The 14198-nt window shown below is 71.7% G+C and carries 11 protein-coding genes; 6 read left to right on the top strand and 5 right to left on the bottom strand.

The annotated features are described in order from the left end of the window. Positions 1-360 precede the first annotated feature (360 nt). From AB0959_RS10380 to AB0959_RS10365, 4 genes are all read left to right on the top strand, one after another. The gene (locus AB0959_RS10380) at positions 361-1653 is read left to right on the top strand and encodes an aspartate kinase (protein WP_366825910.1); all 1293 of its coding nucleotides are present in this window, start codon (positions 361-363) and stop codon (positions 1651-1653) included. Continuing rightward, positions 1653-2726, top strand: coding sequence for an aspartate-semialdehyde dehydrogenase (locus AB0959_RS10375; RefSeq protein WP_366825909.1), 1074 nt, complete (start codon positions 1653-1655; stop codon positions 2724-2726). The genes AB0959_RS10380 and AB0959_RS10375 overlap by 1 nt, the downstream gene beginning before the upstream one ends. 475 nt (positions 2727-3201) lie before the next feature. Beyond that, positions 3202-3798, top strand: a complete 597-nt coding sequence (locus AB0959_RS10370) for a SigE family RNA polymerase sigma factor (RefSeq protein ID WP_366825908.1) — start codon at positions 3202-3204, stop codon at positions 3796-3798. Further along, positions 3795-5030 (top strand): hypothetical protein, encoded by a 1236-nt coding sequence (locus AB0959_RS10365; protein ID WP_366825907.1) that lies wholly within the window; start codon positions 3795-3797, stop codon positions 5028-5030. Before AB0959_RS10370 ends, AB0959_RS10365 begins: the two co-directional genes overlap by 4 nt. Positions 5031-5109: 79 nt before the next feature. Here AB0959_RS10365 and AB0959_RS10360 read toward each other — a convergent pair whose 3' ends face one another. Both AB0959_RS10360 and AB0959_RS10355 read right to left on the bottom strand, forming a co-directional pair. Continuing rightward, the gene (locus AB0959_RS10360) at positions 5110-5919 is read right to left on the bottom strand and encodes an SURF1 family protein (RefSeq protein WP_366825906.1); all 810 of its coding nucleotides are present in this window, start codon (positions 5917-5919) and stop codon (positions 5110-5112) included. Positions 5920-5963: 44 nt separating this feature from the next. Continuing rightward, positions 5964-6389: a nuclear transport factor 2 family protein gene (locus AB0959_RS10355; protein ID WP_366825905.1), complete on the bottom strand. Its 426-nt coding sequence runs from the start codon at positions 6387-6389 to the stop codon at positions 5964-5966. A gap of 116 nt (positions 6390-6505) precedes the next feature. Between AB0959_RS10355 and AB0959_RS10350 the strand changes: the two genes are divergently transcribed. Continuing rightward, complete coding sequence (locus tag AB0959_RS10350) at positions 6506-8329, top strand: prolyl oligopeptidase family serine peptidase (RefSeq protein WP_366825904.1); 1824 nt, start codon at positions 6506-6508, stop codon at positions 8327-8329. Positions 8330-8548: 219 nt separating this feature from the next. Here AB0959_RS10350 and AB0959_RS10345 read toward each other — a convergent pair whose 3' ends face one another. Together AB0959_RS10345 and AB0959_RS10340 are read right to left on the bottom strand one after the other, a co-directional pair. Beyond that, positions 8549-10645: an NAD-binding protein gene (locus AB0959_RS10345; protein WP_366825982.1), complete on the bottom strand. Its 2097-nt coding sequence runs from the start codon at positions 10643-10645 to the stop codon at positions 8549-8551. A 123-nt stretch (positions 10646-10768) separates the two neighbouring features. Next, positions 10769-11695, bottom strand: a complete 927-nt coding sequence (locus AB0959_RS10340; protein ID WP_366825903.1) for a dienelactone hydrolase family protein — start codon at positions 11693-11695, stop codon at positions 10769-10771. 361 nt (positions 11696-12056) lie between these two features. On the opposite strand from AB0959_RS10340, the gene AB0959_RS10335 reads away from it, so the two are divergent. Continuing rightward, a complete protein-coding gene (locus AB0959_RS10335) occupies positions 12057-13232 on the top strand; it encodes a helix-turn-helix domain-containing protein (RefSeq protein WP_366825902.1) in 1176 nt (391 codons plus the stop codon). Positions 13233-13450: 218 nt separating this feature from the next. Here AB0959_RS10335 and AB0959_RS10330 read toward each other — a convergent pair whose 3' ends face one another. Continuing rightward, entirely contained in the window at positions 13451-14170 is a 720-nt protein-coding gene (locus tag AB0959_RS10330; protein ID WP_366825901.1) for a DUF4142 domain-containing protein, read from the bottom strand. Between the last annotated feature and the right edge of the window lie 28 nt (positions 14171-14198).

Below are 14198 nucleotides of genomic sequence, written 5' to 3'. Positions count from 1 at the left end.
CGAACACTAATGCTTGAAAGTTGTGCCTCATTGGCCGCCTCATTGTGTGCCCCGTCGCGAGCTCGATCGTGTGCTCGGCCTCTGCCTCATCGGCCGCCGGGAGGCCTGGGTGTGACACGGGGCACTTTCTTGAGTGGCCCGCACGGTCCTGGGCAGGTACCGGTGCGGAGCGGCCGGAGCTCTCCGCATGAAAACCGGCGGACGCGGAGCGGACGCCGGGAGAAATCCGGGGTCATCACGGCGTGAGCGGGACATCTCACCATGCGATACCCCGGAGGGGATATTCGGCCGCTCGATAGACTGAGCCGACCGCCGTACTCGCGTATGGGCGGACCGAGACGGACTGAGCGAGGAGCGCACGTGGGCCTTGTCGTGCAGAAGTACGGAGGCTCCTCCGTAGCCGATGCCGAGGGCATCAAGCGCGTCGCCAAGCGAATCGTGGAAGCGAAGAAGAACGGCCACCAGGTGGTCGTGGTCGTTTCCGCGATGGGCGACACGACGGACGAGCTGATCGATCTCGCCGAGCAGGTATCTCCGATGCCGGCCGGGCGTGAGTTCGACATGCTGCTGACCGCCGGAGAGCGGATCTCCATGGCCCTGCTGGCGATGGCGATCAAAAAGCTGGGCCACGAGGCCCAGTCCTTCACCGGCAGCCAGGCAGGCGTCATCACCGACTCGGTCCACAACAAAGCCCGGATCATCGACGTCACGCCGGGCCGCATCCGGACCGCGCTGGACGAGGGCAACATCGCGATCGTCGCCGGGTTCCAGGGCGTCAGCCAGGACAAGAAGGACATCACGACCCTCGGCCGCGGTGGCTCGGACACGACCGCCGTCGCGCTGGCCGCGGCCCTCGACGCCGAGGTCTGCGAGATCTACACGGACGTCGACGGTGTGTTCACCGCCGACCCGCGGGTCGTGAAGAAGGCCCAGAAGATCGACTGGATCTCCTTCGAGGACATGCTGGAGCTGGCGGCGTCCGGCTCCAAGGTGCTGCTCCACCGCTGCGTGGAGTACGCCCGCCGCTACAACATCCCGATCCACGTCCGCTCGTCCTTCAGCGGACTGCAGGGCACGTGGGTCAGCAGTGAGCCACCCGTACAGAAGACGCAGCAGCAAGGGGAACAGAAGGTGGAGCAGGCCATCATCTCCGGTGTCGCGCACGACACCTCCGAGGCCAAGGTCACGGTCGTCGGTGTTCCGGACAAGCCGGGCGAGGCCGCCGCGATCTTCCGCGCCATCGCCAACGCCGAGCTCAACATCGACATGGTCGTGCAGAACGTGTCGGCCGCCTCGACGGGCCTGACGGACATCTCCTTCACGCTGCCGAAGACCGACGGCCACAAGGCGATCGACTCCCTGGAGCGGGCCAAGAGCACCATCGGGTTCGACTCGCTGCGCTACGACGACCAGATCGGCAAGATCTCCCTGGTCGGCGCCGGCATGAAGACCAACCCGGGCGTCACGGCCTCCTTCTTCGAGGCGCTGTCCGACGCCGGCGTGAACATCGAGCTGATCTCGACCTCCGAGATCCGCATCTCGGTGGTCACCCGCGCCGACGACGTCACCGAGGCCGTGCGCGCCGTGCACAGCGCCTTCGGACTGGACTCGGAGAGCGACGAGGCCGTCGTCTACGGAGGCACCGGCCGCTGATGACCGACGATGCCGGCCGCACCGGCAGGCCGACCCTCGCGGTCGTGGGAGCGACCGGTGCCGTCGGCACCGTCCTGCTCCAGATCCTGTCCCAGCACGCGGACATCTGGGGTGAGATCCGTCTGATCGCCTCGCCGCGCTCCGCCGGCCGCAAGCTGGCCGTGCGCGGCGAGGAGGTCGAGGTTCTGGCCCTGACGGAGGAGGCCTTCGACGGGGTCGACGTCGCCATGTTCGACGTACCCGACGAGGTCTCCGCGCGGTGGGCGCCGCTCGCCGCGGCCAAGGGCGCGGTCGTCGTGGACAACTCGGGCGCGTTCCGGATGGACCCGGAGGTGCCGCTGGTGGTGCCGGAGGTCAATCCGCACTGCGCCCGTCGCCGCCCGCGCGGGATCATCGCCAACCCCAACTGCACGACCTTGTCGATGATCGTCGCGCTGGGAGCGCTGCACGCCGAGTTCGGGCTGCGCGAGCTGGTCGTCTCCTCGTACCAGGCGGTCAGCGGTGCCGGACGCGCGGGCGTCGAGACCCTGCGCCGGCAGCTGTCGCTGGTCTCCGGTACGGAACTGGGGACGCACCCCGGTGACGTACGGCGGGCCGTGGGCGACGACACCGGGCCCTTCCCGGAGCCGGTCGCGCTGAACGTCGTCCCCTGGGCCGGCTCGCTCCGTGAGGACGGCTGGTCCTCGGAGGAGATGAAGGTACGGGACGAGTCCCGCAAGATCCTCGGGCTCCCCGAGCTGCCGGTCGCCGTGACGTGTGTGCGGGTGCCAGTGGTGACGACGCACTCGTTGACGGTCCACGCCCGCTTCGAGGGCGAGGTCACCGTCGACAAGGCGCGTGAGATCCTCGCCACAGCCCCGGGCGTCGTCCTCTTCGACAACCCGGCCGCCGGCGAGTTCCCGACACCCGCCGACGCCGTGGGCACCGACCCCACCTGGGTGGGCCGCGTACGCCGCGCCCTCGACGACCCCACAGCCCTCGAACTGTTCGTCTGCGGCGACAACTTGCGCAAGGGCGCCGCCTTGAACACGGCCCAGATCGCGGAACTGGTGGCGGCGGAGCTGCGCGCCTAGCCACGACGAACCCGCAGATAACCACGTACAGAACCCGGCAGACGGGATATACCCGCCAACCCAGTGGAGCGCCACCGTAGGATCTATGGGGATTCCGTGGCCAAGGCAATGGTCCGGACCACTTGATTCAAACGCTCAGACGTTCGACGATTTCTCTCCCCGTCCTCCGCAACCGCGCGGGGGGCGGGGAGCGTCTTTGCGAACGCCCTTCGGGGGGGCGAACGTCTTTACATACGGGCATAAGGGAAGAGCTGGTACGCATGTGGGCATGTGACACGTCGTCCGGTGCGCCGACGGACAGACCGTCGGCCAGACTGTCGGACGCGTGGGCGGGGGCACGGCCCGACGTAAAAGTGACGCGCGTCGCGTACAACCTCAAGGGGGGGACACGGGTCCAACAAGCGTGGCAGAGGTACTCGACTTCACCGCGGTACAGGCGAGGGGCACCGCCCTTCGTCCACCCCGCCGTCCCCGCATGTCCGGCGCGCCCGGCGGCATGCCGGTGATCGCCCCCATGCCCGCAGCGCGGTCCACCCGCATACCGAACCAGCGCGACGGCGCCGAGGAGAGCACGGCGGCGGGTACGACCGTCGACCACCTCACCGAGACCTACCGCGCCCACTACCGGTCGCTGCTCGGTCTCGCGGCGCTCCTCCTCGACGACACCGCCTCCTGCGAGGACGTCGTCCAGGAGGCGTTCATCCGCGTGCACTCCGCGCGCAAGAGGGTGCGCGACCCGGAGAAGACGCTGGCGTACCTGCGCCAGACGGTCGTCAACCTGTCCCGCTCGGCCCTGCGCCGCCGCATCCTCGGTCTGAAGCTGCTGTCCAAGCCGATGCCGGACATGGCGAGCGCGGAGGAGGGCGCGTACGACCAGCTGGAGCGCGACTCGCTGATCAAGGCGATGAAGGGACTCCAGCGGCGACAGCGCGAGGTCCTGGTCCTGCGCTACTTCGCGGACATGACCGAGGCGCAGGTCGCCGAGGCACTCGGCATATCTCTGGGATCGGTCAAGGCGTACGGCTCGCGCGGCATAGCGGCCCTCAGGGTCGCCATGGAGGCACCGGCATGAGCAGGCACGACGAGCGCGGACACCATGACGGGCACGACGAGCACGACGAGCACGACTTGAACGACGAGCACGCATCGCACGCTGGGAACGGAACTGTGAATCACGGCCCCGACGAACAAGGTCAGGGTCCCGAGGGCCGGGGCGGCGAGAGGGGACCGGGCCGCCAGAGGCTGGAGGCGCTCGTCTTCGGAGCCCACGGCTCGGGCGGCCCTGGTGACGAGGGCGGTCCCGACGGGCTCGGGTCGGACGAACTGGCGCTGCGCACGATGCTGCACCAGGCCGTCCAGGAGATCGAGCCCAAGGACGGCACCCTGGAGCATCTGCGGCGCGCGGTGCCGGCCCGGCGGGCCCGCAAGCGGCACGCCGTCGTCGGCATGGCCGCCGCCGCGCTCTTCATCGGCACGGCGATCCCGGCCCTCGTCCACGTGTCGAACGCCACCGGCTCCGACGCCGACCCGTCCATGGCGGGCAACAGCTCACAGGCACAGGGCGGCGCGACCCAGGACAAGGGTTCGAGTAGCGGATCCAACTCGTCGAGCGGTTCCGGGGGTTCCTCCAAGGGCACCGGCAAGGGCAGCGGCAAGCACAAGGGCGACACGGACAAGGGCGCGACCAGTGGCGCCACCGGGCCCGTGGCCACCGCCTCGGCCGAGGGCGCCCCGGCCTGTACGGCGGCCCAGCTCGGCGGTTCCTCGGCGAGCGTGGCCTCCCCCGACTCCACCGGCACGGTCTACGGCAGCTTTCGCGTGGCCAACGTCTCCGGCACCAGCTGTACGGTCACCGGCGCGGGAAGCGTGGCTGCGAGCGCCCAGGGCGCGGCCGACCCGTCCAAGGTCCTCGTGGCGGACCACGCGGCGGGCGACGGGGTCGCCGGACTGCCCGACCCGTCCCTGTCCGCCGCCCAGATGGTGCTGCAGCCGGGCGCCGCGTACGTCGTGAAGTTCGCCTGGGTGCCCTCGGAGACGTGCCCCACCACCAACGACCCGGACCCGTCGCCCGATCCGTCGCCCACGGACAACACCACCGACTCGGGCGGCACCACCGACGGCAGCAGCAGCGGCAGCGGCAGCGGCAGCGGCGTGGCACCCCAGCTCCTCAGGGAGGACGGCGTCGCCGACGGCAGCGTCGTGGTCTCGCACACGACCGCGGCCGGCACGGCGACGAGCCCCACCACGGTGCCCAACGCCTGCGCGGGAACGGTCTACCGCACGGGCCTGCTGTCGGGCTCCTGAGCGCGCTCGGACGCCGAGCGGACCGGACCCGGCGCCGTGAGCGCGCCGGGCGGCCCGTCGTCAGACGGGGCCGGGTCGCCTAGGAGGCGGCGGTTTCCGGGGCGCGCTCGGCTTCGCGCACCGGCTCCTCGTCGTCGACGAGTCCCAGCTCCGCGTCCCGGACGAACTCCACCTCGCGACGCAGCAGACGGAACCACATGAAGACCACGAAGCCCGCGAACACGAACCACTCGCCGGTGTAGCCGAGGTTCTGGAACGCCTTCAGGTCCAGGCCCGTGTCCTGTGCCGCGGCCGGGGGGACGGCCTTCATACCCGCGTCGCCCTTGTCGAGGGTGATCCACGCGTCGTACACGTCGTACGGCACGAGATTCACCAGCGAGGCCGCGCTGATCGCCCCGGTCTGGCCCGCGGGCAGCCCGCCAGCCGTGCCCACCCCGTTCGAGCCCGGGGTCTCGGACGCCTGCAGGGCACCCGTGACCGTGACCTCGCCCTTGGGCGCGGCGGGCGCCTTGGCCGGGTCCGCGTCACCGGGCAGCCAGCCCCTTACGACGGGAAGTGCCTTGCCGTCGTCGGTGCGCAGCAGCGTCAGCACGTAGTACCCGCGCTTGTCGTCCAGCTCACGGTCCGGCACCAGCAGTTGCTTGCCGTACCGGCCCGTCGCCGTGGTCTGCCTGCCCGACGTCTCCTTGTCGACGGGAAGCAGCTCGCCCAGCGGCCGGGCCGCCTCGCGCTTCGCCGACTCGGCCTGCTCACCCGCCGCCCGGTGGCTGTCCACGCGCTCCTCGAACCGCCCCAGCTGCCACGACCCCATGAACAGGCAGAAGGGGATGGCCAGCAGCACGAAGACGTTGATCCCCCACCATCGGGGCGTCAGCAGGAACCGGTACACCCCATCAACGGTACGGGGCGCGCACCGGGCGCCGAGCCGCGGGGTCAGTAGCGCTCGGTCAGGTGGTCCCGGCCCGCCGGGGGCTCGTACGGCTCGGGCCAGAAGTCGGTGACGGTGGCTATGCGCCCGTATCCGTCGCCCGTGAAGAACGAGACGGCGTGCATCTCCTCCGGTCCGACGGTGACACGCATCCACGTGACGACCTGGTCCGGTTCGGAGACGATCCGCTCGGTCCGCACGTGCCAGTCGCCCGGATACTCGCGGTTGAACCGCACGTATACGTCCCGGCCGGTGATTCTCTCCCGGGTCTGCGGCAGCGTGTACACCACGTCCTCGGCCAGCGTGCTCTCGAACGCGGTCCAGTCCCGGGCCTCGGCGGTGGCCCAGAAGCGCTCGACGGTCCCGCGCAGATCGGTCCGCGGCACGCCGGGCACCGGCCCACCCGCCGGTGAGGTCATGTCGGAGGTCATGTCGCGAGTGTGCACGCGCCCACTGACATTCGACCCTGACCTGCGCGGACGAAAAGTTTTCCACAGGCTGGGGGCCTCGGCAGCGGAAGTCCGGGCCGGGCGGGCACTATGGGGCCATGACCGAGACCAACGGATCCAACCCGCAGGAGCAGACCCGGTCGATGCCCGACTGGGAGAAGCGCTTCCGCGCGCCCAGGGTGTCGCTGCCGGACTGGGCGGAGGACGCACCCCACCGTTCGCTGTTCGTCTCCAACGCCACGGGGACGTACGAGCTGTACGCATGGGACCGCGAGACGGGCGGGCAGCGCCAGGTCACCGACCGGGCGAACGGCACGACGGACGGCGTGCTCGCGCCGGACGGCGAGTGGATCTGGTGGTTCGACGACAAGGACGGGGACGAGTTCGGCGTGTGGCGCCGCCAGCCGTTCCACGGCGGGCCGGACGAGGAGGCGGCGCCGGGCCTCGCGCCCTCCTACCCGGCCGGGGTGGCCATCGCCCGCGACGGCCGTACGGCGGTCGTCGGCCGCTCGACCGACGAGGACGGCTCCACGATCCACCTGTCCCGGCCGGGCACGGACTCCGTGGTGATCTACCGGCACCGCGAGTCGGCCGGCGTCGGCGACCTCTCGCACGACGGCTCGCTGATCGCGATCGAGCACACCGAGCACGGCGACGCGATGCACTCGGCGCTGCGCGTGCTCCGCCCGGACGGTACGACGGTCGCGGAGCTCGACGACACCAAGGGCGGCACGGTCGAGCTGGGCCTGGAGGTGCTCGGCTTCGCGCCGGTCGAGGGGGACACCCGGCTGCTCGTCGGCCACCAGCGGGGCGGCCGCTGGGAGCCGCTGGTGTGGGACGTCGAGACGGGCGAGGAGACCGACCTCGGGCTGGCGGCCCACCTTCAGGGCGATCTGAGCGCCGAGTGGTACCCGGACGGTTCGGCGCTGCTGCTGGCGCACAGCTTCGAGGCCCGCAGCGAGCTGTACCGCTACGAACTGGCGACGCGTGTGCTGGAGCGGGTGGAGACACCCAGGGGCACGGTGTCGGGGGCGACGGCCCGCCCGGACGGCAGCGTGGAGTACCTGTGGTCGTCGGCCGCCGAGCCGTCGGTCGTGCGCTCGACGTCGGGTGCGGTGGTCCTCGACCCGCCCGGTCTGAAGTGCCCGGGCTCGCTGCCGGTGGAGGACGTGTGGGTGGACGGCCCGGGCGGCCGTGTCCACGCGCTCGTCCAGCGTCCGGCCGGGGTGTCGGGCCCGTACCCCACGGTCTTCGACATCCACGGCGGCCCCACCTGGCACGACAGTGACGCGTTCGCGGCGGGCCCCGCCGCGTGGCTCGACCACGGGTACGCGGTGATCCGCGTCAACTACCGCGGCTCCACCGGCTACGGCCGCGCCTGGACGGACGCGCTCAAGCACCGCGTCGGTCTCATCGAGCTGGAGGACATCGCGGCGGTACGGGAGTGGGCGGTCGGCTCCGGCTTCGCGGACCCCGCCCGGCTGATCCTCACCGGCGGCTCCTGGGGCGGCTACCTCACCCTGCTCGGCCTCGGTACGCAGCCGGAGGCGTGGACGCTGGGCATCGCCGCGGTCCCGGTCGCCGACTACGTCACGGCCTACCACGACGAGATGGAGGCCCTGAAGGCCATGGACCGCACGCTGCTGGGCGGCACGCCCGAGGAGGTCCCGGAGCGGTTCGAGGCGTCGTCGCCGCTGACGTACGTGGACCAGGTGAAGTCCCCGGTCTACATCTCGGCCGGCGTGAACGACCCCCGCTGCCCCATCCGCCAGATCGACAACTACGTCAGGCGGCTGGAGGCGCGGGGCGCGGTGCACGAGGTGTACCGGTACGAGGCGGGTCACGGTTCGCTGGTGGTGGACGAGCGCATCAAGCAGGTGCGGTTGGAACTGGAGTTCGCGGAGAGGCACCTGCCGGGCTAGCCCTCGAACTCCCCCAGCTACCGCTGGGAGGTGCCCCCAAGGGGCTGGATTCTCTCCGGCCGGGGGATGGGTTTTCAGGGGCGCGGGGAACTGCGCGACCAGCCCCCAGGGATGGGACGGGTAGGGGCGGCGGGGGCGACAACCCTCCCGCCCCCGACCTCCGCACCCGCACTCGCACCCGCACCCGCACCCGCACCCGCACCCGCACCCGCCGGAGGCCTACAACCCCGCCCGCTCCCGCCCCCGCCGCCCCAGCAACTCCGCCAACCCCCTCCGCGTGGCCGCCAACACCACCCGGTCCGAGCTCCGCAGGACATACGTGTCGGGCAGATCCCACACCAGCCCGGACCCCCGCGCCTCCTCGTACGCCTCCTCCGCCGCCGGTTCCTCCCGCCGCCTGTCACCGTCGGAGACACCCGTGTCGAGCGCCAGCACCCGCCAGGCCCCCGCCCGGAAGGCCTGCCCCACGGTCTTCCCCTCCAACTGCGGGTGCCCGCCCACGTCCACGGCCGCGAACAACAGCACACGCCGCTCGACAGGAATCGCCCCCAGGATCTGGCGCCCCATCATCGCCCCGGCGAACGCGGGCGCGGCCAGATGCGACACGCTGCGGCTCCGCGTGGACGCGTGCGGGTGCGCGGCCCGCAGGGTGCGGTACACGGCCGTCGCGAAGTCGTCGTCGTACAGCCGCAGCACCACCCGCAGATCGGGCCGCACGGACCGGGCGTACAGCGCGGCCTCCAGGTTCGTCGTGTCCGCGCTCGTCACCGCCAGCAGCGCGTGCGCCCGGTGGATCTTGGCGGCCTCCAGGACGCCTTCCTGCGTGACGTCCCCGAGTACCACCGGCACCCTGAGCCGCCGCGCCGTCGCCAGGCCCCGCGCCTCGGGGTCGGACTCGACGCACACCACGGGGATGTGCAGTTCCCGCAGCCGCGTCAGGACACGCGTGCCGATCTTGCCGAGCCCGAGCAGCACGACGTGCCCGCCGAGCCCGCGCGCAGGCTTGCGCAGGGCGGTGGCCGTCCGGAAGGTGCCCAGGGCTTCCAGGACCGCGGCCAGCAGCACCGGCAGCAGCAGCAACCCGACCAGACCGGAGAGGAGTTGGAGGACCTGGACGCCGATGGACTCGTGGAGGGCGGGGTCGTTGATGGCGAACAGGTCGAGCAGCGTCAGATAGGTCGCGTACAGCAGGTTGTCCCCGCTCACCACCGACAGGGCGATGGCCAGCGCCACCACGCAGCCCACCATTCCCGCCAGCGACCACCGAAGACGCCGTGAGAACAGCGAGGCGAGCGGCGGCACGATCCCACGGCCCGCGGGCAGCGAGGGCCCGGAGTAGGACACCTGCTCCAGCACGATGGTCCCGCACCCGCTCGCCTCCGCCACCTCCGCCGCGTCCGGCAGCAGCCGTGGCTCCTGGACGCCGGACGCGGCCTGGGCGGACGGTTCCGTCGGCGACAGCAGCGCGAGCGTGGCCAGCCCGGGATCGGCCGTCTGCCCGGGCCGCAGCGGTGGCTTTTCCACCGCTCGCAGCATCAGCCCGTCCGTCTGCACGACCTTGCTGGTGCCGGCGACGGCGGTGGCGGCCAGCGCGGGCGCGGCCGTGTCGGCGTCGGACAGGACGGTCGTGGACGCGTCGAACCCCGCGTCCGCACCGCCGCCCGGCCCACCCGCCGGCCCACCCGCCGGTCCGCCCGCAGACCCGCCCGCCGACCCGCCTTCGGGCCCACCTTCCGGGCCGGTCCAGGTCGCCAACGCCGCCGCCTGGTCGAGGAGTTCCTCGATGTGCTGTCCCAACCGCCGGTTGTAGAGCCGCAGGACGAGCCGCAGCCGCGGGTTGCACCGCCGGGCCGTGAGCGCGGCCCGGATGTTGGTCTCGTCGTCGTCGTACACGAGCGCGAGCGCGGCCGCCCGCTCCACTCCGGCCTCGAACAGCACGGCCTCGGTCGCCTCCGCGGACTCCAGCACGCGCGTCGGAGGACCGGTCTCCCCACGGGACGAGCCGGAGGAGGCCGAGGAACCCGACGAGCCCGCGCCACTCGACGATCCCGAAGTACCCGAGGAACCCGAAGAACCTGACGAACTCGACGAGCCCGAGGCAGGGGACGAATCGCCGTTCCCGGCGGCCCGGTTGACCGCCGCCGACACCCGGTCGGACACCCGGTCCAGCAGCGCCGAGGCCCGGGCACGCCCGACCACCGGCCGCCGCGCCACCCGTTCGGCGGCCGGCACGACCAGGGTGACCTGCTCGCCGTAGACCGTCCGCAACTCGGCCGCCAGCCGGTGCGCCAGCCCGTCGTCGCCGCACACGATCATGTGCGTCCCCGCCACCGGCGGTCCACTCTGATACGGAACGTTCCCCACGAGGGGCAAGACTGCCGTAACGAGGGGCCGGGGGCCCACGCGGGGTCACCGCGCGGGCCCCCGGCGAAGACGGGCTCAGCTGTGGGGGCAGGTGTCCCGGTACTGGCTGATGTTCGCGTTCGGCGCGGGCGCCGGGCACAGGAACTGGTCGTAGCGGGTGTCGAGGTCGACGAACCGCTTGAGCCAGGAGATCGCGTACTTGGCGACGACCGGGCCCTCGGCGGCGGGGGCGAAGTGGTCACCGTTCTTCAGTTCCAGATAAGCCTTCTCCGGTGCCGCGATGTTGGTGAAGAAGGGGATGGACATCGAGTCGACGGGCGCGATCGCGTCCGACTGACCGCCGATGACCAGGGTGGGGACCTTGTCGGTCTTCTCCCAGCTGTGGTCGACCTCCCACGGCGCCAGCGGTACGGCGGCCTTGAGCGAGGGCCTGTTCGCGGACGCCCACAGGCTGGCCCCGCCGCCCATCGAATGCCCCATCACGGCAAGGCGGCCCGGGTCGATCCGGTTCTTCACCGAGCTGCTCGTCGTGAGGTAGTCGAGCGCGGCCAGGAGCTGTTTGGCGCGGTCCTGGGGGAAGTCCTGTCCGCTGAAGGTGTCCAGGGTGAACACCACGAACCCCTGCGAGGCCAGCCGCGGGCCGAGCCACTGGATCACGGCCTGCGGCGACACGAAGCCGGGGATGACGGCGACCGCGCCGAACGTGCCCTCGGCCGTGGACGTCGGGTAGTAGATCGTGCCGTTCTTGAACCCGGTCCCGCTGCCCTCCGGCACTGTCACCTGGCTGATCGCGAAGGGGCCGCGCGCGGCGGTCACGCTGGCCTCGGTGGGCGCGGGCCCGCGTTCGTAGGGGCTCTGCTGTACGGCGACGGCCGCGCGCGCGGCGCCGTACCGGCTGTCGGCCGACGTGCTCGCCTGGGCCGCGGAGTTGACGCCCAGCAGGGCGGCCAGCGAGACACCGGTGGCCACCAGTGCCAGTCGCTTCCTCAGCGCTGTTCTCATGGGAAGTCGTCCTCTCGTACGGGTGCGGGGGAGTCCCGTGGGTCCCATGGGCATGGGGGGAAATCCGGTCTGATCCGAGAGGAATGGTGGGAGCCCGGCCGTGCGTCGCGCAGTACGGGCAAGCGGTGAGTTGCGCGGCTGACTTGTCGGTTCGCCACAGGGTGCGCACGGAGCTGAGCAGATTTGGCGCGCGAGGGACAAGCCAACCAACTCGTCTTGTCACGAAGGTGAGTTGACGTGCCGGGTGGTACGCGAGGAGCATCCCGGGATAGAGGAGCCCGCCGGAACCCGGAGGGGAAACGTGACTGTCACCGACCCGCCGTTAGTACCACTCGCCGTCACCGGACCGCCCCTGTCGGCCATGCTCCGCCCGCACCTCGCGGACGCCGTGGCCGAGATCGAGCGTCAGGTGCGTCAGCAGAACCTGAAAGCGGGCAGACCGCTGGACGGTGACTACGCCCAGGTCGTCCACGAGGTCATCCACCGGACCGTCGCCTTCTTCGTGGACTCGCTCGCGCAGGAGGAGCCGGACGTCGGCGAACTGGCCGCGCTGTACTTCCGCCTGGGCACCGAGGCGGCCCGGCGGGGCCGGGAGCTCGACCGCCTCCAGACGGCGCTGCGGCTGAGCAGCCAGGTCGCCTGCCGCCGGTTCATCAAGGACGCCTACCGTTTCGGCTGGCCCAAGGAGACCCTCGCCCACCTCACCGACCATCTCTTCGAGCTGCTGGCCAGGGCCGCCGACGCCGGGGCCCAGGGGTACGCCCGGCAGCAGGGTCACATGGCGAGCGACCGGGAACGCCGTCGTACCCGGCTGCGCGACCTGCTGGTCCGTGAGCCGGCCCCGGCGCCCGAGGCGATCGCGGACCAGGCCAGGTCGGCCGAGTGGAAGGTGCCGGCGACGCTCGCGGTGGTGGCGCTGCGGCCCGCGGGCTCCCCGCTCCCCGCGCAGAACGGCGGGCGGGCGCCCAACCGGGTCCTGCCGCCGGACGTCCTCGCCGACTGGGAGGCGCCGGCCCCGTATCTGATCGTCCCCGACCCCGACTCGGCGGGCCGTGACTGGCTGCCCGCGCTGTTGCGCCGTCTCGGCCCGGCGGCGATCGGCCCCACGGTGCCGCCGGAGCGGACGGCCACGTCCCTCAGGTGGGCCCGGCACACGATCGCCCTCGTCGAGCGCGGCATCCTCGACGCCGACCGTCCCGTCCGGGCCGCCGACCACACGGCCCTGCTGGCGGGGGCGTGTGCCGAGGACCTGATCGACACCACGGCGACGGACACGCTGGCCCCGCTCCTGGCCCTGCCCCCGCGTCGCCGCACGCCCCTGCTCGTCACCCTCCTGACGTACCTTCAGTGCGGCGACAACGCGGTCCTCACCGGTGAGCGTCTCCACATCCACGAACAGACCGTCCGCTACCGCCTGCGCCGCATCACCGAACTCACCGGCCACACCGGCCACGACCCGGCCCACCGCCTGGACCTGATGCTGACCCTCACGTGGCTGATCCACGCGGAGGGCCGGGAGGCGCCGAAGGAGCGGTGAGGGGTTTGAGGGCCGCGGGGTACTGCGCGGTTCTCAGGGGCGCGGGGAACGGCGCGACCAGCCCCCACCCACCCGCACACAACCACCCACCCCGCCGTCCCCGAGGGGGCTGGGGGCGCAGCCCCCAGTGATGGGACGGGGAGGGGCGGCGGGGGCGAAACAGAACCCCGGACCCGAGACGCCCCCCGTACCCCGTTGCCCAGGGGCTGGGGCCCTGGTCACGGTGCCGGAGGAGTCGTCGCCGCGTTCGGCGGCGGAGTGAGCGCCGCGACCGGCTCTCCCGGTTGTGGAGCGGGTGGAGTGACGTCGGCGGCGGGCAGCTTCGGCGGGGCGGTCTCCTGGAAGAGGACCTGGTCGTAGTCCACGAGCCCGGTCTTCTCCATGACCGTGATGTGGTCGAGCACGGTGTCGTTGGCCTGGTCGGCCAGCTGACGGACGAGCGTGTTCTCGGTGGTGGCGCGGATCTTCGCGATGGTGGAGAAGATCGTGCCGTGGGTGACCCGCAGGATGTTGGCGAGATCGGAGTTGAACTTCTCGCCCTTGTCCGAGGTCAGGGTCGCCACGAACCCCTGCTGCTGCGGGCTCGGCTGGTTGGGCAGCGTGATCCCCAGCTTGGGGGCGATCTTCCGGCAGGTCGCGTCGAGCGCGGTGTGCCCGCTCACCAGGTGCTGCCCGGCGGTCCGTACGGCGGCCGAGGTCCCCTTCTGCAGGGCCAGCTCGCCGGAGGGGAACTCCCACAGCCCGGCCGCCCGCACCTTCACCACGAAATCCCGGTCGGCCTCGGTCAGTGGCCCCCACTGCGTGTTGGCGATGATCCGCGACGGCGAACTGCTGGTGGTCTGCACCCCGAGCATCGCCGGATAGGCGAGCGCGGTCAGCGTCAGCCCCAGCGCACCCACCATGAACACCGTGCCCGCCGCACTGCGCGACATCGGCATGAGATCCCTCCCGTCCGCGACGACTCCT

The sequence above is a fragment of the Streptomyces sp. NPDC046862 genome (assembly GCF_040704615.1).
GTDB lineage: Bacteria > Actinomycetota > Actinomycetes > Streptomycetales > Streptomycetaceae > Streptomyces.
This window is presented reverse-complemented; position numbering and strand designations above follow the sequence as displayed.